Source organism: Klebsiella sp. X1-16S-Nf21 (genome assembly GCF_002837615.1).
Lineage (GTDB): Bacteria > Pseudomonadota > Gammaproteobacteria > Enterobacterales > Enterobacteriaceae > Klebsiella > Klebsiella variicola.
In genome coordinates, this window is sequence record NZ_PJDK01000008.1 from 1 (window position 1) to 19,942 (window position 19,942).

The 19,942-nt window shown below is 58.4% G+C and carries 20 protein-coding genes and 3 tRNA genes; 9 read left to right on the plus strand and 14 right to left on the minus strand.

Features of this window, described 5'->3' with window-relative positions; genetic code table 11:
• The first annotated feature begins 130 nt into the window (after window positions 1-130).
• The 9 genes from CW267_RS05710 to CW267_RS05750 all read left to right on the plus strand — a co-directional run bounded on the left by CW267_RS05710 (window position 131) and on the right by CW267_RS05750 (window position 5,355).
• Window positions 131-207, plus strand: a tRNA-Arg gene (locus CW267_RS05710).
• A 56-nt stretch (window positions 208-263) separates the two neighbouring features.
• Window positions 264-340, plus strand: a tRNA-Arg gene (locus CW267_RS05715).
• Window positions 341-436: 96 nt separating this feature from the next.
• Window positions 437-513 (plus strand) — tRNA-Arg (locus tag CW267_RS05720).
• Between the two features lie 288 nt (window positions 514-801).
• A complete protein-coding gene (locus CW267_RS05725) occupies window positions 802-1,116 on the plus strand; it encodes a BON domain-containing protein (RefSeq protein WP_008806150.1) in 315 nt (104 codons plus the stop codon).
• 125 nt (window positions 1,117-1,241) lie between these two features.
• Window positions 1,242-1,808: a fructose-1-phosphate/6-phosphogluconate phosphatase gene (gene yqaB / locus CW267_RS05730; protein WP_004174701.1), complete on the plus strand. Its 567-nt coding sequence runs from the start codon at window positions 1,242-1,244 to the stop codon at window positions 1,806-1,808.
• Entirely contained in the window at window positions 1,805-2,233 is a 429-nt protein-coding gene (locus CW267_RS05735) for a YqaA family protein (protein WP_008806149.1), read from the plus strand. The genes yqaB and CW267_RS05735 overlap by 4 nt, the downstream gene beginning before the upstream one ends.
• 66 nt (window positions 2,234-2,299) lie before the next feature.
• Window positions 2,300-3,856 (plus strand): glutamate--cysteine ligase, encoded by a 1,557-nt coding sequence (gshA, locus tag CW267_RS05740; protein WP_008806148.1) that lies wholly within the window; start codon window positions 2,300-2,302, stop codon window positions 3,854-3,856.
• 163 nt (window positions 3,857-4,019) lie between these two features.
• Window positions 4,020-4,535 (plus strand): S-ribosylhomocysteine lyase, encoded by a 516-nt coding sequence (gene luxS / locus CW267_RS05745; RefSeq protein WP_002914351.1) that lies wholly within the window; start codon window positions 4,020-4,022, stop codon window positions 4,533-4,535.
• Between the two features lie 52 nt (window positions 4,536-4,587).
• Complete coding sequence (locus CW267_RS05750) at window positions 4,588-5,355, plus strand: AraC family transcriptional regulator (protein WP_032740865.1); 768 nt, start codon at window positions 4,588-4,590, stop codon at window positions 5,353-5,355.
• On the opposite strand, the gene leuA is transcribed toward CW267_RS05750, so the two are convergent.
• From leuA to CW267_RS05820, 14 genes are all read right to left on the minus strand, one after another.
• Window positions 5,334-7,010, minus strand: a complete 1,677-nt coding sequence (leuA, locus tag CW267_RS05755; protein ID WP_008806146.1) for a 2-isopropylmalate synthase — start codon at window positions 7,008-7,010, stop codon at window positions 5,334-5,336. The genes CW267_RS05750 and leuA overlap by 22 nt on opposite strands.
• A gap of 136 nt (window positions 7,011-7,146) precedes the next feature.
• Complete coding sequence (gene emrB, locus CW267_RS05760; protein ID WP_008806145.1) at window positions 7,147-8,685, minus strand: multidrug efflux MFS transporter permease subunit EmrB; 1,539 nt, start codon at window positions 8,683-8,685, stop codon at window positions 7,147-7,149.
• A 15-nt stretch (window positions 8,686-8,700) separates the two neighbouring features.
• Window positions 8,701-9,873 carry a multidrug efflux MFS transporter periplasmic adaptor subunit EmrA gene (gene emrA, locus CW267_RS05765; protein ID WP_008806144.1) on the minus strand — a complete coding sequence of 391 codons (1,173 nt, stop codon included), beginning with the start codon at window positions 9,871-9,873 and terminating at the stop codon, window positions 8,701-8,703.
• Window positions 9,874-9,998: 125 nt separating this feature from the next.
• Window positions 9,999-10,529 (minus strand): transcriptional repressor MprA, encoded by a 531-nt coding sequence (gene mprA, locus CW267_RS05770; RefSeq protein ID WP_002914337.1) that lies wholly within the window; start codon window positions 10,527-10,529, stop codon window positions 9,999-10,001.
• Between the two features lie 90 nt (window positions 10,530-10,619).
• Window positions 10,620-10,955: an L-valine transporter subunit YgaH gene (gene ygaH / locus CW267_RS05775; RefSeq protein WP_008806143.1), complete on the minus strand. Its 336-nt coding sequence runs from the start codon at window positions 10,953-10,955 to the stop codon at window positions 10,620-10,622.
• Window positions 10,945-11,691, minus strand: a complete 747-nt coding sequence (locus CW267_RS05780) for an AzlC family ABC transporter permease (RefSeq protein WP_022065776.1) — start codon at window positions 11,689-11,691, stop codon at window positions 10,945-10,947. Before CW267_RS05780 ends, ygaH begins: the two co-directional genes overlap by 11 nt.
• Before the next feature lie 183 nt (window positions 11,692-11,874).
• Window positions 11,875-12,873: a glycine betaine/L-proline ABC transporter substrate-binding protein ProX gene (gene proX, locus CW267_RS05785; RefSeq protein ID WP_008806141.1), complete on the minus strand. Its 999-nt coding sequence runs from the start codon at window positions 12,871-12,873 to the stop codon at window positions 11,875-11,877.
• Between the two features lie 78 nt (window positions 12,874-12,951).
• On the minus strand, window positions 12,952-14,019 hold the full coding sequence (proW, locus tag CW267_RS05790) for a glycine betaine/L-proline ABC transporter permease ProW (RefSeq protein WP_008806140.1): 1,068 nt from the start codon (window positions 14,017-14,019) through the stop codon (window positions 12,952-12,954).
• The gene (proV, locus tag CW267_RS05795) at window positions 14,012-15,214 is read right to left on the minus strand and encodes a glycine betaine/L-proline ABC transporter ATP-binding protein ProV (RefSeq protein WP_008806139.1); all 1,203 of its coding nucleotides are present in this window, start codon (window positions 15,212-15,214) and stop codon (window positions 14,012-14,014) included. Before proV ends, proW begins: the two co-directional genes overlap by 8 nt.
• A 357-nt stretch (window positions 15,215-15,571) precedes the next feature.
• Complete coding sequence (nrdF, locus tag CW267_RS05800; RefSeq protein WP_008806138.1) at window positions 15,572-16,534, minus strand: class 1b ribonucleoside-diphosphate reductase subunit beta; 963 nt, start codon at window positions 16,532-16,534, stop codon at window positions 15,572-15,574.
• A gap of 10 nt (window positions 16,535-16,544) precedes the next feature.
• The gene (nrdE, locus tag CW267_RS05805) at window positions 16,545-18,686 is read right to left on the minus strand and encodes a class 1b ribonucleoside-diphosphate reductase subunit alpha (protein ID WP_008806137.1); all 2,142 of its coding nucleotides are present in this window, start codon (window positions 18,684-18,686) and stop codon (window positions 16,545-16,547) included.
• Window positions 18,659-19,069, minus strand: a complete 411-nt coding sequence (gene nrdI / locus CW267_RS05810) for a class Ib ribonucleoside-diphosphate reductase assembly flavoprotein NrdI (protein WP_008806136.1) — start codon at window positions 19,067-19,069, stop codon at window positions 18,659-18,661. The genes nrdE and nrdI overlap by 28 nt, the downstream gene beginning before the upstream one ends.
• Entirely contained in the window at window positions 19,066-19,311 is a 246-nt protein-coding gene (nrdH, locus tag CW267_RS05815) for a glutaredoxin-like protein NrdH (protein ID WP_012540796.1), read from the minus strand. Before nrdH ends, nrdI begins: the two co-directional genes overlap by 4 nt.
• A 183-nt stretch (window positions 19,312-19,494) precedes the next feature.
• A complete protein-coding gene (locus CW267_RS05820) occupies window positions 19,495-19,926 on the minus strand; it encodes a carboxymuconolactone decarboxylase family protein (RefSeq protein WP_012540797.1) in 432 nt (143 codons plus the stop codon).
• Window positions 19,927-19,942: the final 16 nt, after the last annotated feature.

Below are 19,942 nucleotides of genomic sequence, written 5' to 3' on the forward strand. Positions count from 1 at the left end.
AGAAGAACGCTGTGAAAGCAGCGGCCCGCAGTGCGAGGCATAATCGAGTCACTCTACCGATTAGGCCATCATACTCAGTGTGGCAGGTGTTAGTTGTGACACTGACGCGTAGTAAAGCAAGTTTCCCGATGCATCCGTAGCTCAGCTGGATAGAGTACTCGGCTACGAACCGAGCGGTCGGAGGTTCGAATCCTCCCGGATGCACCATTCTTGCCCGATTCTGATTATTCAGATGAATTCTGTAGTAAACTAGTTATTCCGATGCATCCGTAGCTCAGCTGGATAGAGTACTCGGCTACGAACCGAGCGGTCGGAGGTTCGAATCCTCCCGGATGCACCATATTCTCCTTAGTAACAGCAACATTGTTGTTATCTGGTTTGCGAAACCATCGTAAGTGCCAGGAGAGTAACCCCGCAGTACAATAGCTTTCCCGATGCATCCGTAGCTCAGCTGGATAGAGTACTCGGCTACGAACCGAGCGGTCGGAGGTTCGAATCCTCCCGGATGCACCATATTCTCCTTAGTAACAGCGACGACGTTGTTGTATGGTCTGCGAAATTAGCGCCAGCACCAGGGAGGATAACGTTGCGTAAGCAACGGCCCGAAGGGCGAGGCTTAGCCGAGTCATCCTCCCGGATGCACCATCTTCACTCTTTACTCTCTCCTCACCATCCCGATAACCTCGTTTTCCATCACCGGTTTCATACTGACTTTTTTTATTGGCAAGCCGCGCTTTCCACTATAATTTATCCTTGTATATCAGCGTTATCAGGCTGAGTTAAATGCAAGGAGAGAAATCCATGAAATGGTTCAAAGCAATACCTGCTTTTTGCGCGACGCTGCTGGTGGCGACGGCCCTTACTGGCTGTGCCGGTTCGTCCACCAAAGAAAGCACCGGCGGTTACATTGACGATACCGTGGTGACCACTAAGGTGAAAACGGCGCTCTTTAACGATAAAGATATCAAGTCCTCAGAAATCAGCGTCCAGACCTTTAAAGGCCGCGTGCAGTTGAGCGGGTTTGTCTCCTCTGCGGAAAGCGCTAAACGTGCGGTGGAAGTCACCCGTCGGGTGCAGGGCGTGCGTATGGTCGAGAACGATCTGCGTATTAAATAAGACCGGCTATCTGGTTTTATGCCTGAAGGCGCCTGAGGGCGCCTTTGTCGTTTAAGCCGCTGGCCGCGACAACGACCGGCTTTTGCGATAGAGTAACTATTCATTAACCGGTTGGTGAGAAGACAATGTACGAAGGTTACGCAGGACTGATCTTTGATATGGATGGCACCATTCTCGATACCGAGCCGACCCATCGGCAGGCATGGAACGAGGTGTTGGGCCGCTACGGTATGCGTTTCGACGAACAGGCGATGGTCGCGCTCAATGGCTCACCAACCTGGCGGATTGCCCAGGCGATTATTGAACTCAACCAGGCGGATCTCGATCCACATCGCCTGGCGCAGGAAAAAACCCAGGCGGTTAAGGCGATGCTGCTGGACAGCGTACGCCCGTTGCCGCTAATTGAGGTGGTCAAGGCGTGGCATGGTCGTCGCCCGATGTCGGTAGGTACCGGCAGCGAAAGCGCCGTCGCCGAGGCGCTACTGGCGCACCTGGGCCTGCGTCATTACTTCTCTGCGGTGGTGGCGGCCGATCATGTAGTCAACCATAAACCCGCGCCCGATACCTTCCTGCTGTGCGCCGAGCGCATGGGCGTTGCGCCCGAAAAATGCGTGGTCTTCGAAGATGCCGACTTTGGTCTGCAGGCGGCGAAGCGTGCAGGCATGGACGCTGTTGACGTGCGTTTGCTGTGAGCGACGCGCTGTCACTCACCTCGCTGTTTGCCAGTAGCTTTTTAAGCGCCACGCTGCTTCCCGGTAATTCGGAGGTTGTGCTGGTGGCTATGCTACTTGCAGGGGTCAGTCATCCATGGTGGTTAGTATTAATAGCAACAATCGGCAATAGCCTTGGAGGGGTAACTAACGTTATTCTGGGGCGCTTGTTTCCGCTGCGCAAAACCTCGCGCTGGCAGGAGCGGGCGGCCGGCTGGCTTAAGCGCTACGGCGCGGTCACGCTCTTACTGAGCTGGGCGCCGGTTGTCGGCGATTTACTGTGTTTGCTGGCGGGATGGATGCGCATTTCCTGGGGACCGGTACTCTTTTTCTTATGCCTTGGTAAGGCGCTGCGCTATATCGTTATTGCAGCAGCGACGCTTCAGGGCATGACGTGGTGGCACTAATTGGACTGATAGTTCATCCATTACAATTATGCTTATTCAAACGATTTCGACAGGCGGGAGGTCAAATTGATCCCGGACGTATCACAGGCGCTGGCCTGGCTGGAAAAACATCCGCAGGCTCTGCAGGGTATTCAACGTGGTCTGGAGCGGGAAACGCTGCGCGTGAACGCAGACGGCACCCTTGCAACGACCGGTCACCCTCTGGCGTTAGGCTCAGCGCTGACGCATAAATGGATTACCACCGATTTTGCCGAAGCTTTACTCGAGTTCATTACGCCGGTGGATGGCGATATTGAGCATATGCTGACCTTTATGCGCGATGTCCATCGCTATACCGCGCGTCAGCTGGGCGACGAGCGAATGTGGCCGCTGAGTATGCCATGCTATATCGCTCCCGGTCAGGATATTGAGCTGGCGCAGTACGGCACCTCAAACGTGGGGCGTCTGAAAACGCTGTATCGCGAGGGGCTGAAGAACCGCTATGGCGCGTTGATGCAGACTATCTCCGGCGTGCACTATAATTTCTCGCTGCCGATGGCGTTCTGGCAGGCGAAGTGTGGCGTGGAAGACGTCGAAAGCGGTAAAGAAGCTATCTCGGCGGGCTATTTCCGCTCGATTCGTAACTACTATCGTTTTGGCTGGGTGATCCCTTATCTGTTCGGCGCTTCGCCGGCGATTTGCTCCTCGTTCCTGCAAGGGAAACCGACGACGCTGCCTTTTGAGGAAGCGGGTAACGGTATGTACTACCTGCCGTACGCCACCTCGCTGCGCCTCAGCGACCTCGGTTATACCAATAAGTCGCAAAGCAATCTCGGAATTACGTTTAACGATCTGCATGAGTATGTGGCAGGATTGAAGCGGGCGATTAAAACGCCGTCGGAAGAGTACGCTAAAATCGGGCTGCAGAAAGACGGCAAGTATCTGCAGATCAACAGCAATATCCTGCAGATTGAAAACGAACTCTATGCGCCGATCCGTCCGAAACGCGTGACCCGTCGGGGCGAAACCCCGTCCGATGCGCTGCTCCGCGGTGGCATTGAGTACATTGAAGTGCGTTCGCTGGATATCAACCCGTTCTCGCCGATCGGCGTTGACGCCCAGCAGGTGCGTTTCCTCGATCTGTTTATGGTCTGGTGCGCGCTGGCCGACGCGCCGGAGATGAGCAGCGATGAGCTGCTGTGCACTCGCACCAACTGGAATCGGGTGATTCTGGAAGGGCGTAAGCCGGGCTTAACGCTGGGGATTGGCTGCGAAAGCGCGCAGTTCCCGCTGGCTCAGGTGGGCAAAGATCTGTTCCGCGATTTACGCCGCGTGGCGCAGACCCTTGACAGTATCCACGGTGGCCAGGCATATCAGCAGGTCTGCGACGAGCTGCTGGCCTGCTTTGACGATCCGGAATTAACCTTCTCAGCCCGCATTCTGCGTTCTATGATTGAAGAAGGGATTGGCGGCACTGGCCGTGCATTGGCGGATCGCTATCGGACGCAGCTGCGGGAAGAGCCGCTGGAGATCCTGAGCGAAGCCGATTTCATCGCCGAGCGCGAGGCATCGGTGGCGCGGCAGAAGAAAGTGGAAGCGGAAGACAGTGAGCCGTTCGAAGCGCTGCTGGCACGACACGCGTAGCCGCTGACGATACAAAAGAAAAAGGCCACATCAATGTGGCCAAACTTTCATCTCTGATTCAGGGATGATGATGATAATAAATGCGCGTCTTTCATATATTGAGACTCGCGGCTGAACAAAGAGTTCATTTTATTTTAAAAAAAATCACTCCCGGAGGTGACGAATGCCGTTGTTAGATAGTTTCACAGTCGACCATACCCGAATGGAAGCCCCAGCGGTGCGTGTCGCGAAGAAAATGAACACGCCGCATGGCGATGAAATCACCGTTTTCGATCTGCGCTTCTGCGTGCCGAACCAGGAAGTGATGCCGGAACGCGGTATCCACACCCTGGAGCACCTGTTCGCGGGCTTTATGCGCGATCACCTGAACGGGAATGGCGTGGAAATTATCGACATTTCGCCAATGGGCTGCCGCACCGGGTTCTACATGAGCCTGATTGGTACGCCGGACGAGCAGCGCGTCGCTGACGCCTGGAAAGCGGCGATGGCCGATGTGCTGAAGGTGAAAGACCAGAACCAGATCCCGGAGCTCAACGTCTACCAGTGCGGAACCTATACCATGCACTCTCTGGAAGAGGCCCAGGACATCGCTCGTCATATCATTGAGCGCGATGTACGCATCAACAGCAACGACGAACTGGCGCTGCCGAAAGAAAAACTGCAGGAACTGCACATCTAGTGCTTCCGCCACGGCCCGACGCCTGTCGCCGGGCCGCTCTCCTGACGCCGCCATGACGACCACCACGACTTTCTCCTTTCAGCACCGCCCGCTGGTGCCTTTTGCCCATGATTATGCCCACGGTGACCAGGAAGACTGGCATCAGCATGACTGCGCCCAGCTGCTGCATATTTTAAGCGGCGTGGTGCGGGTCGCGACACCGGCAGGTTACTGGGTGGTGCCTCCCGGGCGCGGCGTCTGGCTGCCGGCGGGAACGCCGCACGCGCTGCGTATGACCGGCAACGTGGCGGCGCGCACCCTGTTTATCGATCCGCTGGCGCGCGCCGATCTCCCGGCGGGTTGCCAGATCGTACAGATCACGCCGCTGCTGCGGGAACTGATCGTCTCATCCCTGGGACTGGCCGAGTGCTATGCCCCCGCCAGCCGTGACGAACGGATTTATGAGCTGATCCTCGATGAGATCCGCGGGATGGCGATCCTGCCGTTTGGCCTGCCGGAACCGCAAAGTGACACGCTGCGTCGGCTGTGCCAGCAGGTACGCGAGGCGCCGGGCGAAGCCTGGAGCAGCGGCCAGGCGGCAAAGGTGTGCAGCATGAGTGAGCGAACCCTTAACCGCCATTTTCAGCAGCAGACTAGCCTGACGTGGAGCGAGTGGGTGCGCCGGGCGAAGCTAATGGAAGCGCTGATTCGCCTGGCGCAGGGTCACTCCGTGCTGCGGGTGGCGCTGGAGCTGGGCTACGACAGCCACAGCGCCTTCAGCGCCATGTTTCGTCGGGTGATGGGCGTCGCCCCCAGCGACTATTTTCGCCCTTCGACCTGATCGGCGACGCTGATCGCATTGCACAATGCCTGCAGCGAAGCGCGCGCCACGTCATTATCAATACCCACTCCCCAGTAGCTTTCACCTTGTGGAAAAACGCAGCGGATATAGGCGACCGACCGACTGTCGCTGCGCGCGCCAAGGGTATGCTCATGGTAGTCCTTGATCATAAACGGTTGTCTGAGCAGCGCGCTGAGGCCGCTGGCGGCGGCCGACAGCAGGCCGTTGCCCTGGCCCTGCAGGCGTCGGGTTTCGCCGTGGTGTCGCAGCGTCGCCTGCAGCGAAAGCTGGCCATCCTGTTGGCTGGCGCTCTGATAATCAAGCAGCGTCAGCGCAGGCTGCGCCAGCAGGCCGTAGCGCGTGCGGAACAGCTGCCACAGCGCGTGGTGGGTCATCTCTTTGCCGTCGCTATCGGTCACCTGCTGTACATGCTGACTGAAGTCCTGCTGCAGCCCGCGGGGCAGCTTGAGACCATGGTTTTGTTCGATAAGCCAGGCGCTGCCGCTTTTTCCCGACTGGCTGTTGACGCGGATCACCGCCTCATAGCTACAGCCAATATCCTGTGGATCAATGGGCAGGTAGGGCATCTGCCACGGATCGCCTGGCTGACGGGCATCAAACCCTTTTTTGATGGCATCCTGATGGGAGCCGGAGAAGGCGGTATAAGCCAGACTTCCCGCCCACGGGTGGCGTGGGTGAACGGGGATCTGGTTGCAGTTTTCCACCACCTCCACCACCCGGTTCATCTGCTCGAAGCGAAGCTCAGGGTCGATGCCCTGGCTGTAGAGATTCATGGCCAGCGTCACCAGGCAGACGTTGCCGGTGCGTTCGCCATTGCCAAACAGGCAGCCTTCCACCCGATCGGCGCCGGCCATCACCGCCAGCTCGGCGCTGGCGACACCGGTCCCGCGGTCGTTGTGCGGGTGCACGCTGATGCAGACCTCGCCGCGGCGGGAGAAGTGGCGGCAAAAATACTCGATCTGATCGGCATAGACGTTGGGGGTGTTCACTTCCACCGTCGCCGGCAGATTGACGATCATCGGCCGTTCGGCGCAGGGCTGCCAGACGTCCGCCACCGCCTCGCAAATCTCAAGGGCAAACTCGGGTTCGGTAAAGCAGAAGGTCTCTGGTGAGTATTCGTATTGCCAGCGGGTCTCCGGCTGTTGTTCGCACTGCTGGCGGATAAGTCGGGTGGCGCGGGTCGCCAGGGCGATCACTTCGGCTTTATCCATCCCGAAGACCAGCTCGCGAAACAGCGGCGCGGTGGCATTGTAGAGGTGGACGGTGGCCTGGCGGGCGCCGCGCAGTGCCTCAAAGGTGCGCAGGATCAGCGGATCCCGCGCCTGGGTCAGCACCTGGATGGTGACATCTTCCGGGATGCGCTGCTCGTCGATCAGCTGGCGGACGAAGTTGAAATCGGTTTGCGAAGCGGAAGGGAAGGCGACCTCAATCTCTTTAAAACCGCACTCCAGCAGCAGATCCCAGAACTGCAGTTTGCGGGCGCTGTCCATGGGCTCCGCCAGCGCCTGGTTGCCGTCGCGCAGGTCGGTCGACAGCCAGCGCGGGGCGTGGCTGATTTGCCGGTCGGGCCAGCGGCGGTCGGGCAGGGCAATCGGCGGATAGGGACGGTACTTTTCAGCAGGATGGCTCAGCATAGTGTTCTCCTTAATGGTCAGCCTTTATCCTGCCCGAGCACCGGGTGGCGAGCTTTCGCAAACGAGACAGAAACTAGCGAGAATTGGACAATCTGACGCCATAAAAAAGGGACCCGCAGGTCCCTTAGTCTGATGCTTAGTGTGCGCCCCCGCCGCCGCCGCCGGCACTGAATGGCGGCCTGGCGAACCACACCAGGCTGAGCAGAAGAATAAAGATCCCCGCCGAAACCCAGAAGATTTCGTTGGCGGAGATAATCAACCCCTGGTTGGTTATCTGCTGCGCTATCCAGCCGGAAGCCTGCTGCTGGGTCATTCCCATGCCCTGCAGCTGATCGTACATCTGCTGGGCGTTGGGGTTGAACGGCGTCACCGACTCGGTGAGCTGCGCATGGTGCAGCGCCTCACGGTTGGTCCACATGGTGGTGGTGATCGAGGTCCCGATGGAGCCGGCCAGAGTTCGGGTAAAGTTTGACAAGCTCGACGCCGCCGCCAGCCGCTCCGGCGGCAGGCCGGAGAGGGTGATGGTGGTCAATGGCATGAAGAAACAAGCCACCGCGAAGCCCTGGATAAACTGCGGCCACGCCGATGCACCAAAGTCCATACCCGGTTCAAAGGTCCACGCACGCCAGTAGAAGCAGACGGCATACATAATAAAGCTGAAGGTGACCAGCCGACGCATATCGAGCTTATGGGCAAAGCGGCCAATAATCGGCGACAGAATGACCGGGATCACCCCCACCGGCGCCGACGCCAAACCGGCCCAGGTAGCGGTGTAGCCGTAGACCTCCTGCAACAGCTGCGGCAGCAGCACGATGGCGCCGAAGTAGAGCATATAGGCCAGGCTGATACACAAACAGCCGATGGTGAAGTTGCGCGACTTAAACAGCGACAGGTCGACTATCGGGTTATCGTCAGTCAGCTCCCAGACAATCAGGAAGCTTATCGCCACCACCGCCACGATGGTCAGGATGATAATCTCGTTGGAAGCGAACCAGTCGAGCTCTTTACCGCGGTCGAGCATCACCTGCAGGCTACCGATACCGATAATCAGCAACGCCAGCCCGACGCCGTCGATACGTCGCTGTTCGGTACGGGTTTCGCGCCCGCGCAGGGTTTGCAGCGTCATGATCACCACTGCGATACCAATCGGCACGTTGATGAAGAAGATCCAGCCCCAGTGGTAGTTATCGCTGATATAGCCGCCGAGAATCGGGCCACAGATCGGCGCGACGATCACGGTCATTGACCACAGGGCCAGCGCAATCGACCGCTTCGCCGGTGGGTAGTTGCTGAGCAACAGGCTCTGCGACAGCGGGATCAGCGGACCGGCGACGATCCCCTGAATGACGCGGAAGAAAATCAGCATCGTCAGGCTGTTCGACACCCCACAGGCCCAGGAGGCGATAGCGAATGCCACCGTCGACCAGACGAAAAGCTTCACCTCGCCGACGCGCTTCGCCAGCCAGCCGGTAATGGGGATGGAGATGGCGTTGGCCACCCCGAACGAGGTGATGACCCACGTCCCCTGGCTCAGCGACGAGCCAAGGTTACCGGCAATGGTTGGGATCGCCACGTTGGCGATCGTGGAGTCCAGCACCTGCATGAACGTCGCCAGCGACAGCGCAATGGTCATAATAACCAGTTGCGCGCCTTCGAGCGGTTTTTGCTGTTGCATTACGCTCACCCCGAATTATCCGGCGTTGGCCTGAATGATCTCGTCGATCAGTTTATTAACCGGCTCAAGCGCGATTTCGCGGGCATTGCTCTCGTAAACCGGGGAGCTTCGCACCTGGCTGGCCAGCATTTCGCCATCGCGATCGGTGGTGTTGACCTCCACCAGCGTGGAGAGGCCGATGCGCAGCGGGTGTTCCGCCAGCTGTTTTTCATCCAGCTCAATACGGACCGGCAGGCGCTGTACCACTTTGATCCAGTTACCGGTGGCGTTCTGCGCCGGCAGCAGGGAGAAGGCGCTGCCGGTGCCCATATCGAGGCCGACCACTTTGCCGGTGTATTTCACGTCATCGCCATAGATGTCGCTGATCACGGTGGCCGGCTGGCCGATGCGCATGTGCGCCAGCTGGGTCTCTTTAAAGTTGGCGTCGATCCACAGGTTGGTCGCCGGGACCACCGCCATCAGCGGCGTGGTGGTGCCGATCTGCGCCCCAGGCTGTACCGAGCGACGGGAAACGTAGCCGCTAATCGGGCTGACGATTTGCGTACGCTGCAGGGCCAGCCAGGCGTTACGTACTTCGGTGGCCGCCTGCAGCACCGCCGGCTGCTGTTCCAGTTTGGTGCCCAGCACGATCGCCTGGTTGGCGTTGTATTGCTGGATTGCCACGTCGAGTTCGGCCTGCGCGCTGGCGACGGTATCGCGGGCGTGCTGCAACTCTTCGCGGCCGATCAGGTTCGCGGCGCCCAGCGGGATGCGGCGATTCAGGTCAGCCTGCGCCTGGGCGAGGGCGGTCTTTTTGACGTCAATATTCGCCTGCAACTGCTTGCTGTTGATCATCTGCTGACGGGTTTGACGCACGCTGGCGGCCAGCTGCGTTTTGGCTTTCTCAAACGCCTGCTGGGCATCGGTCTGATCGAGCGTCACCAGCGGATCGCCTTTCTGCACGTAGTCCGTGTTGTCAGCCCAGACTTTGGTCACGCTGCCTGAGACCTGGGCCATAATTTGTACCTGGTTCCCTGCCACGTAGGCATCGTCGGTCTCTTCGTAATGACGCAGTACCAGAAACCAGTAAATCCCATATGCCACGGCAATAATAATAAAGAGCAATGTCAGCAACAGGAGTGCGCCTTTGCGCTTTCCTTTTTTGCTGCCTGGTTGCTGCGGGGTTTGGCTCTCCGCATTTGCGCTCATGTTATTCTCCACGATCTTATTATTTCACATCGGCTGAGCCGACCTGTTTATCAGAAAGGCCAGCAGAGATCTGCTGGCCTGGCTGTTTTCCTTGCAACGTAAAAATGGGCTGAGCGACGCCGCCCTTAGCGTAGAGAGTCCGCCAGCACGCCTTCTTCTTCCATCTGGTCAAGGCGGCTCAGGAGTTTGCGGGTGATATGTTCGAGCTGATCTTTTTCGCTGGTGCTGAGTGAAGACCACAGCTGATGCAGGCAGTTATGCTGCGGTGGCAGGACTTCACGCAAAAACTGATGGCCCTTTTCGGTCAGTTGCAGATGCAGACAGCGGCGATCGTTATCGCTCTCGCGACGTTCAATCCAGCCGCGTTTTTCCAGTTCATCAGCGATACGGGTGGCGTTGGTACGCGACGAGCCCAGCGCGCAACTCAGCTCGGACGGCTGGATGCTGTGGTTTTCCTGTGACTCCAGCGTAATCAGCGCCATAAATAATGTCTCGTTAATTCCCTGCGCTTTGAGCATTTTATTGCGATTTTCCAGCAGCTTACCTTGCATATGCATGCAAAGACGAGTTAACAGGATCTCCTGGAACGGGAAATCTTCATGGCGGCTGGCGCGGAATTTGAGCATTTGCTCAATGGGAGTAAACGAACTATCCATTTGGGTATGACCTCATTAATTACAGCCGATATAATAACTATTGTGACAAATAAATCAAATGAATTATTGACTAAAATTGATACGTAAAGCTTAGAGTCCGCTGGTGATTTTCCATGCCAGACCGTAGGCCAACGCCGACAGCAGCGTCGGGACAATAATGCTGCGGGTTTTCCAGAAGGCGGCCCCTAGCACCAGGAAGCCGATCAGCGTCGGCGCCAGGCGATGGGCATCGGCGAGGATCTCCGGCACGCTGGAGACCACCAGCAGCGCGCAAATCGAGGCGATGCCGATGGTATCCAGCAGCACGCTGACCGGGCCACGGCGGGCAGGCCGGGCATGGCCGGCGCGCAGGCGCAGGGGAAGATAGCGAAACAGATAATTCACGCTGCCGACTATCACCCCGAGCAGAAGGACTTCACTGTTCATCCGGCATCCCCTTAAGCATGGCCTGGACCAGCGCCGTCAGACACCCGCAGACAATCCCGGCGAGGATGGCCGCCGGAATGGAAAATAACAAAATGCCACCCAGCGCGCCTGCCAGGGCTGCCGTGACGCAGAGTGACTGCTGGCGCTGGAATGAGGCCAGCAGGAAGCTCATAAACAGCGCCGGCAGCATAAAGCCGAGCGCGGCCTCCACCGCGGGATAATCCACCAGCAGGCCGTTGCCGGACCAGGCGCCGGCCAGCGTGCCGCATACCCACGATGCCCAGGAAGTAAAAGCGAGACCGAGCATCCAGTTTTCGCTCCAGCGGCGGTTATCGCGAACCAGCCTGGCGGTGGCCGCGGCGAAAACCTCATCGGTCAGGCCGAAGGCCCAGAGGGCGGTTTTCTTTTTATCCAGCGCTGAGCGAATGCGGCTGCGCAATGAGGGACCATACAGCACGTGGCGGACATCCATCGCCATCACCGTCAGGGCGGCGACCCACAGCGAACTGCCGGCGGCCAGCATGGCGGTGATCACAAACTGGCTGGCGCCGGCGTAAATAATGCAGGAGAAAAACACGCTTTCCAGCGGGGTGAATCCCAGCCGGGTGGCGTTCAGTCCGAAGGCGAAAGCCACCGGCAGGTAGCTGATAACGATGGGGAGACTGTCTTTGATGCCTTCGCCGACGGTGGCGACACGTTCAGGTAAGGCACAGGTTAAGGGCGCGGGGTTTTCCATATGAATAACTTATCGCTGGATCCATGTGAAGGTGACAAATTGACCGATGGGTCCACCTTAACAGAGCGCGACGCGCCTTAACACTATGGAAATTCCTGGAATCCGCTTTTCCATACTCTGTACTGCGAGCAAGGAGGGAAAGGGAGCCCGGATAAGACGGAGCGCCTTATCCGGGAGGCAGGGTTACTGCTGCGCGGCGAGCGCCGCTTTCACCCAGCTGTCGAACAGCGGCTGGTGGGCTTTGATCCAGCCATCGACATGACCGTTAATGTCGGCTTCGGAAGCATGGCCTTCGTGCATCATCGCATTCTCGGCGTTGATGTCGGCGATCGGCAGCTTCATGACGCTAAACAGGGTGGCGGCGGCCGGATTTTTCTCGGCCCAGGCTTTGTTGGCGACGATGTGCATCGTGTTCACCGGGAAGCCATAGTTGGCGCCGTTGGCCAGTTTGGTGTCGATGTTTTTCTGCTCGCCCGGCAGGGAGGAGAACGGCACCTGCAGCCAGACGACGTCTTTGCCAGGTTTCAGCACGTCGCTGACCCAGTACGGCGTCCAGGTGTAGTAGAGCACCGGTTTACCCTCTTTATAGCGGGCGATGGTGTCAGCCATCATCGCCGCGTAGTTGCCCTGGTTATGGGTGACGGTTTTGCTCAGGCCATAGGCGTCAATCTGGTGGTTAATCACCGCTTCGCAGCCCCAGCCTGGCGTACAGCCGGTGAGATCCGCTTTACCGTCGTTATTGGTATCAAACAGTTTGGCGATCTGCGGATCTTTAAGCTGATCGATGGAGGTGATGTGGTACTGCTCGGCGGTTTTTTTATCGATCAGATAGCCCTGGGCGGCACCTGAGACATACACCCCTTTACGATAGAATTTGTTATCACCGCCCGCCGCGGCGTACATGTCATCGTGCAGCGGCTGCCAGTTGGTGGCGATAAAGGTGGTATCCCCGGCGGCAATCGAGGTATAGGCAACGTTATAGTCCACTTCGCTCGGTTTCTCGACGGTGTAGCCAAGCTTCTCCAGCGCGCGACTGACCAGCAGGGTCTGGAAGGTCTCTTCCGAAATAGTGCTCTGGGCAGGCTTCACGGTAATCCCTTTGCCCGGCAGGTCGGCGGCGAAGGTGCTGGTGGCGATCAGGGTGGCAAAGGCGGCGGTGGCCATCATCGTACGATGTCGCATGGTGGTTCCTCTTATTGTTTAACGGGAAGAGCGACCCCCCGGCCTCGGCTGGTGCCGGGGAGCGGCGCTGTTATCGACTTATCGACAGAAAGGGCGAGTGATAAGCCCCAGTGGGCCGGTGGTGTACCAGCGGCGGTTGCCGCGACTGCGGGCGTCGCGACCGACGGCCTGGGTGAGGCGGTCAAGAATAATCGCGAGGATCACGATCCCCACTCCGCCGACGGTGGCGAGACCCATATCCAGGCGGCCAATGCCGCGCAGCACCATCTGGCCAAGACCGCCGACGGCAATCATCGAGGCGATCACCACCATCGACAGGGCCAGCATCAGCGTCTGGTTTACCCCAGCCATAATGGTGGGCATCGCCAGCGGCAGCTGAACCTTAAACAACAGCTGGCGCGGGCTGGCGCCAAACGAGCGCGACGCTTCGATCAGATCCGCTGGCACCTGGTTTATCCCGAGGATGGTCAGACGGACGATCGGCGGCAAGGCGAAGATAATCGTCACCACCACGCCCGGCACGTTGCCGATGCCGAACAGCATCACGATCGGCACCAGGTAGACGAAGGCCGGCGTGGTCTGCATGGCATCCAGCAGCGGGCGGATAATTTTCGCCGCCCGCGGGCTGCGCGCCAGCCAAATACCCAGCGGCAGGCCGATAACCATGCAGAACAGCAGGGCGGTGAGGACCAGCGCCAGGGTGACCATCGCCTGCGACCAGGCGCCGATGGCGCCGATGGCAATCAGCGAAACCAGGGTGGCGACCCCCATGCCGAGGCTGGAGATCTGCCAGGCGATCAGCGCGAAGACGATAATCGCCACCGGCGCTGGCATCCCCAACAACAGCTGCTGGAAGGCGCTGAGGATGTAGTCGATCGGCACGCGGATCCCCTGGAATAGCGGACGGAAGTGCAGCACGATCCAGTCGATAGCGTGGGTGACCCAGCTGTCGAGCGGGATCAGCGTTTTATGGAACGGGTCCATGATGTTGAACGATTCCGGCTGCGGCGCGGGCGCGCTGTGCAGCCAGTCGGCGCCGCCGCCGTTGGCCGGCGCGGCAGTAGAGGCGCCACCCCAGGCGTCGGCGGCCTGCGCAGCGCTGTCGGTTGCCGGGGCGCTGTCCCACGGATTAGTTTGATCAGCCATGATTCACCCCCTCGCGATCTAAAGCCTGGAGCAGCATTCGTTTGGAAATGATGCCAATGTATTGTTGTTCTTCATCCACCACCGGGACGGCGCACGGGGCGTGGCCGACGTGGGAGAGCAGATCGCTGAGCGGCGTTTGCGCCTCCACCGCCAGCGGGGCGTCAATCAGCGCCGCCTCGATCCCCTGGCCGACGCTGAGCGCGGTTTTCAGAGAATCGATCGAGACAATCCCGACAAAGCGATTTCCGCGTTCGATGACATAGCCATATTCCCGGTCTTCATCCTGTAATAATTTCAGCGCGGAGCGGGGGCCAAAACCTGGGGTTTTACGAATCAATCCAACCGGGCTGCGGCGGGCAATATCTTTGGCGCTGAAGACCTGGCTAATATCCACGCCGCGGAAGAAGGTGCGCACATAATCATTGGCCGGATTATTCAGTATTTCATCCGGCGTACCGACCTGGACCACTTCGCCATTTTGCATAATGGCAATGCGATCGCCAATTCGCATGGCTTCATCAAGGTCATGAGAAATAAAGACGATAGTGCGTTGATGCTTCGCCTGTAATTTGATGAGCTCATCCTGCATTTCGGTGCGAATGAGCGGGTCGAGCGCGGAGAAGGCTTCATCCATTAACAGAATATCGGGATTAATCGCCAGCGCGCGAGCTAAACCGACGCGCTGACGCATCCCGCCGGAGAGTTCATCCGGCCAGGCATGGGCATAATTCTCCAGCCCCACCTGACGCAGCGCCTCCCGCGCTTTTTGCTCTCGTTCGGCGGTCGGGACGCCGGCAAGCGCCATACCAAACGCCGTGTTGTCGAGCACGCTCATGTGTGGCATCAGCGCAAAGGACTGAAATACCATCGCAATTTTCTTGCGACGCACCTCGCGCAGCTCGGCATCCGACATTTTGGCGATGTCGACCCCGTCAATCAGCACCTGGCCGCGGGTGGGTTCAATCAGGCGATTGAGAAGGCGAACCATGGTGGATTTCCCCGAGCCGGAGAGCCCCATGATGACGAATATCTCGCCTTCTTCAATGGCCAGACTGGCGTCTTTGACGCCAAGCGACAGCCCCGTTTTTTCCAGTATTTGCGCTTTGTTGAGTCCTTTCTCAATATATTTGAAAGCCCGGTTTGGGTGCTCGCCAAATATCTTATAAAGATTTTTGATTTCTAATTTAATTGCCATGCAATAGAGAAGTTCCTGTTATTTGTTTATTGCGATACGATACCCGATGGTGATTATGATCTTTTTACACCCTAACATACTCAGATTCTGTGACAACCCTCAATGGCAAACTCTCGGCAAAATGGCGTGAGGGATAGGGTGGCGCAGCCCCCGTGATATAAGGGCTGAGCGTCAATTTGTTGTGGGTAATATTTTTTGATTATCTCTGGATAATTCGACTGAAATGGACCAGTTTTCTGTTAAATATGACGGAGTGATGACGGTTATGCGATGGAGAGAATATTTGGCAGATGAACCCACTTTTCTGCGAAATAGATCACCAGGAACCAGCCCGCCATATTCCTGGTGAAAGTACGGTTAAAAGTCCCAATCGTCGTCGGCGGTTTCTTCCGTTTTGCCTATCACGTACGAGGAGCCGGAGCCGGAGAAAAAGTCGTGGTTTTCATCGGCGTTAGGCGACAGCGCGGCGAGGATCGCCGGGTTAACCGCTGCCATCTCCGCCGGAAACAGCGCTTCATAACCGAGGTTCATCAGCGCTTTGTTGGCGTTGTAGCACAGGAAAGCGCTGACGTCGTCAAACCAGCCGCTCTCGCCGTACAGTTCCCGACTGTAGGCCAGCTCGTTGTCGTAAAGATCCATCAGCAGATCGAGGGCGAAATTTTTCAGTTCTTCGCGCTTTCCGGGGCTGACGATCTCCAGTCCTTTCTGATACTTGTAGCCAATGTAATAGCCATGTACCGCTTCATCGCGAATGATCAGACGGATCAGATCCGCGGTATTGGTCAGTTTTCCCCGGCTGGAGAAGTGCATTGGCAGCCAGAAGCCGGAGTAGAAGAGAAAGGATTCGAGGAACACGCTGGCGATTTTTTTCTTCAGCGGCTCGTCGGCCTGATAGTAGCCCAGCATCAGTTGCGCCTTGCGCTGCAGGGGTTCGCAGCTTTCACTCCAGGCGAAGGCGGCATCCACCTCTTTGCTGTGGCACAGCGTGGAAAAAATGGAGCTGTAAGAGCGGGCATGAACCGCTTCCATAAAGCTGATGTTCGACAGCACCGCCTCCTCATGCGGGGTCAGCGCGTCCGCCATCAGCGCCGGCGCGCCGACCGTGTTCTGAATGGTGTCGAGCAGCGTCAGCCCGGTGAAGACGCGAATGGTCAACTGCTGCTCCGCCGCGCTGAGGGTTTGCCAGGCGGGAATGTCGTTTGACAGCGGCACTTTCTCCGGTAGCCAGAAGTTGCTGGTGAGACGATTCCAGACCTCAAGATCTTTGTCGTCATCAATGCGGTTCCAGTTGATAGCGCTGATGCGCGTTAAATGGGTCATCCTGTTCTCCTTACAGTGCGCAGGACACGCAGCCTTCAATTTCAGTGCCTTCCAGCGCCAGCTGGCGCAGACGGATGTAGTAGAGGGTCTTAATGCCTTTCTTCCAGGCGTAGATTTGCGCCTTGTTGATATCGCGGGTGGTGGCGGTATCCGGGAAGAACAGCGTCAACGACAGCCCCTGATCGACGTGGCGCGTCGCCTCGGCGTAGGTGTCAATGATCTTCTGGGGCCCTATCTCGTACGCATCCTGATAAAGGGCCAGATTGTCGTTATTCATAAACGGCGCGGGGTAGTACACCCGCCCGGTCTTCCCCTCTTTGCGGATCTCAATCTTCGAGACGATCGGATGAATGCTGGAGGTGGCATGGTTGATGTACGAGATCGACCCGGTGGGCGGCACCGCCTGCAGATAACGGTTATAGATGCCATAGCGCATGACATCGTCGCGCAGCTGGCGCCAGCTTTCCCGGTCGGGCAGGGGGATACCGGCGCGGGCGAACAGTGCGCGCACCCGTTCGGTTTTCGGCTGCCACTCCTCCTGCAGATATTTGTCGAAGTACGCCCCGCTGGCGTAGCGTGACTGTTCGAAGCCAGCGAAGCGCTGGCCGCGCTCGCGGGCCAGCAGCATCGAGGTGTGCAGGGCATGCCAGGTCACGGTGTAAAAATAGATATTGGTGAAGTCCAGCCCCTCCGGACTGCCGTAGGCAATCCCTTCTCGCGCCAGGTAGCCGTGCAGATTCATCTGCCCCAGGCCGATGGCGTGGGAGGCCGCATTGCCGGCCGCCACCGAGGGAACCGACTGTATGTCGCTCATATCGGATACCGCGGTCAGGGCGCGCACCGCGGTGGCGATAGTGCGGGCAAAATCCGGCGAGTCCATGGTATGGGCGATGTTCAGCGAGCCGAGGTTGCAGGAGATATCCTCGCCGATATGGGCGTAACTGAGGTTCTCATCATAGGTGGATGGCGTACTGACCTGCAGAATTTCCGAACACAGATTGCTCATGGTGATCCGTCCGGCCACCGGATTGGCGCGATTGACGGTATCTTCAAACATGATGTACGGATAGCCGGACTCAAACTGGATCTCCGCCAGGCGCTGGAAAAGGTCGCGGGCGCGGATCCAGCGCTTGCGGACCCGTTCGTCGGCCACCAGCTGCGGATAGAGATCGCCGATGGCGCAGTCGGCGAAGGGTTTACCGTACAGCCGCTCGACGTCATACGGCGAGAACAGGGCCATCTGCGCGTCTTCTTTTGCCAGCTGGAAGGTGATATCGGGGATCACCACTCCCAGCGACAAGGTTTTGATGCGGATTTTCTCATCGGCATTCTCACGCCGGGTATCGAGGAAGCGCAAAATATCGGGATGGTGCGCATGCAGCCAGACCGCTCCCGCCCCCTGGCGGGCGCCAAGCTGGTTGGCATAGGAGAAGGCGTCCTCCAGCATCTTCATCACCGGCACCACCCCGGAGGACTGGTTTTCGATACGCTTGATCGGCGCCCCGGCCTCGCGCAGGTTGGAGAGTAAAAAGGCCACGCCGCCGCCGCGCTTCGACAGCTGCAGCGCCGAGTTAACCGCTCGGCCGATGGACTCCATATTATCTTCAATGCGCAACAGGAAGCAGGAGATCAGCTCCCCGCGCTGCTGCTTGCCGGCGTTGAGGAAGGTGGGGGTCGCGGGCTGGAAGCGGCCGCTGAGCATCTCTTCCATTAGCTGCCGCGCCTGCTGGTCATCCCCCTGGGCCAGCGTCAGCGCCACCATTACGCAGCGATCGGCAAAATCCTCGAGGTAGTGCTTGCCGTCAAAGGTCTTCAGCGCGTAGCTGGTATAGAACTTCCAGGCGCCGAGGAAGGTCTGAAAGCGAAACGCGGCGCGCCGGGCATGGGCGAACAATGCCAGCACAAACGCGCGGTCATAGCCGGCCAGCACCTGCGGATCGTAATAGCCCTCACGAACGAGCCAGGTGAGTTTATCCTCCTGGCTGACAAAACTGAGGGTGTTGGGCTGTATCTGGGCGGTCATAAAGACCTCCACCGCCTGGCGATCTTTCTCAAACGGGATGCGACCCTCGCTGTCGTACAAATTCAGCATCGCGTTGAGGGCGTGAAAATCCGCCGCGGCGGTTATACGTTCTGCGGTTGTCGTTGCCAAAATTCGCTGACTCCTTTACGCACGTTGTCGATATCGTCGGGGGTTCCCATCAGCTCGAAGCGGTAGAGATAGGGCACGGCGCATTTTTGCGCGATGACCTCCCCGGCACGCCCCCAGGCGTCGCCAAAGTTGCGATTGCCAGCGGCAATCACCCCGCGGATCAGCTGGCGGTTATGCACGTCGTTTAAAAAGCGGATCGCCTGACGCGGTACCGCGCCGGCCGTACCGCCGCCGCCATAGCTGGGAACGATGAGAATATAGGGTTCGTCTACCTGGAGATGTTCGCGCTCGTTCAGCGGAATGCGCACCGCCGGCAGCCCCAGGCGCTGCACAAAGCGATGGGTATTCTCCGAACGGCTGGAGAAGTAGACGATGAGGCTCATGCGCTGGCCGCCGTGACGGAGGGGCGCAGGCGGTTAATCATATCCGGGCGGAAGCCGCTCCAGCGTAGCTCACCGGCGATCACCACCGGCAGCTGGCGAAATCCCTGCTCGCGCAGGGTGTCAGCTGCATCCGGCTGCTGGTCGACGTTCACCATTTCAAAGGCCAGTCCCCGGCTCTCCATGGCTCGCCGTGTGGCATGGCACTGCACGCAGTCATTTCGAGTGTAAATAATAATGCGCATGATTCGTATTTCCATTTAAGATAACAGCACGGCGCTAAACGCAGCGTCGAACGTTGTGGGTCATTCGATAAGGAAATACTAGATGTAGTTGTTTGAAAGTTCAACCACTCAATATATAGCGTTTTTAGCAAGGAAATCCCCCGCCGGGACAATTCGGCGGAGGAGGGGGAAGGCTGTGCGGAACTACAGACGCATGGCGACGGCGAGTCGGTTGAAAGCGTTCATCAGGCTGATGGCTAAGGTCAGATCGCTTATCTGACGCGGGGTAAAATGTTCGCGCAGCGGCAGGTAAACGTCATCTTCCGCATGGCTGGCGGCAATGTCGGTGACCGACTCGGCCCACGCCAGCGCTGCGCGTTCGCCAGGTGTGAAGTGGGCGCTTACCCGCCAGCCCGCCAGGGCATCCAGTTTGCTTTGCGCCATACCGCCCTTGCGCAGCGCCTGGCTGTGCTTCTCAAGGCAGAAGGCGCAGCCGTTGATCTGCGAGACGCGTAAATAAACCAGCTCTACCAGGGCGCTGCCCAGCTCGCTTTTCTCCAGCGCGATGCTGGCCTGTACCAGCCCTTTATAGACTTCCGGGCTCAGTTCACTGAATGGCTGACGTAATTGGCTCATGGTGTTCTCCTCTCTA

Bases quoted from the DNA above. Each gene is read 5' to 3' on its own strand.
- leuA (WP_008806146.1), bottom strand. From the start codon at position 7,010: ATGCTGAGCCATCCTGCTGAAAAGTACCGTCCCTATCCGCCGATTGCC.
- CW267_RS05750 (WP_032740865.1), top strand. From the start codon at position 4,588: ATGACGACCACCACGACTTTCTCCTTTCAGCACCGCCCGCTGGTGCCT.
- yqaB (WP_004174701.1), top strand. From the start codon at position 1,242: ATGTACGAAGGTTACGCAGGACTGATCTTTGATATGGATGGCACCATT.
- CW267_RS05820 (WP_012540797.1), bottom strand. From the start codon at position 19,926: ATGAGCCAATTACGTCAGCCATTCAGTGAACTGAGCCCGGAAGTCTAT.
- proX (WP_008806141.1), bottom strand. From the start codon at position 12,873: ATGCGACATCGTACGATGATGGCCACCGCCGCCTTTGCCACCCTGATC.
- nrdF (WP_008806138.1), bottom strand. From the start codon at position 16,534: ATGACCCATTTAACGCGCATCAGCGCTATCAACTGGAACCGCATTGAT.
- CW267_RS05780 (WP_022065776.1), bottom strand. From the start codon at position 11,691: ATGGAAAACCCCGCGCCCTTAACCTGTGCCTTACCTGAACGTGTCGCC.
- emrA (WP_008806144.1), bottom strand. From the start codon at position 9,873: ATGAGCGCAAATGCGGAGAGCCAAACCCCGCAGCAACCAGGCAGCAAA.
- mprA (WP_002914337.1), bottom strand. From the start codon at position 10,529: ATGGATAGTTCGTTTACTCCCATTGAGCAAATGCTCAAATTCCGCGCC.
- emrB (WP_008806145.1), bottom strand. From the start codon at position 8,685: ATGCAACAGCAAAAACCGCTCGAAGGCGCGCAACTGGTTATTATGACC.
- proW (WP_008806140.1), bottom strand. From the start codon at position 14,019: ATGGCTGATCAAACTAATCCGTGGGACAGCGCCCCGGCAACCGACAGC.
- proV (WP_008806139.1), bottom strand. From the start codon at position 15,214: ATGGCAATTAAATTAGAAATCAAAAATCTTTATAAGATATTTGGCGAG.
- nrdH (WP_012540796.1), bottom strand. From the start codon at position 19,311: ATGCGCATTATTATTTACACTCGAAATGACTGCGTGCAGTGCCATGCC.
- nrdI (WP_008806136.1), bottom strand. From the start codon at position 19,069: ATGAGCCTCATCGTCTACTTCTCCAGCCGTTCGGAGAATACCCATCGC.
- ygaH (WP_008806143.1), bottom strand. From the start codon at position 10,955: ATGAACAGTGAAGTCCTTCTGCTCGGGGTGATAGTCGGCAGCGTGAAT.
- CW267_RS05725 (WP_008806150.1), top strand. From the start codon at position 802: ATGAAATGGTTCAAAGCAATACCTGCTTTTTGCGCGACGCTGCTGGTG.
- luxS (WP_002914351.1), top strand. From the start codon at position 4,020: ATGCCGTTGTTAGATAGTTTCACAGTCGACCATACCCGAATGGAAGCC.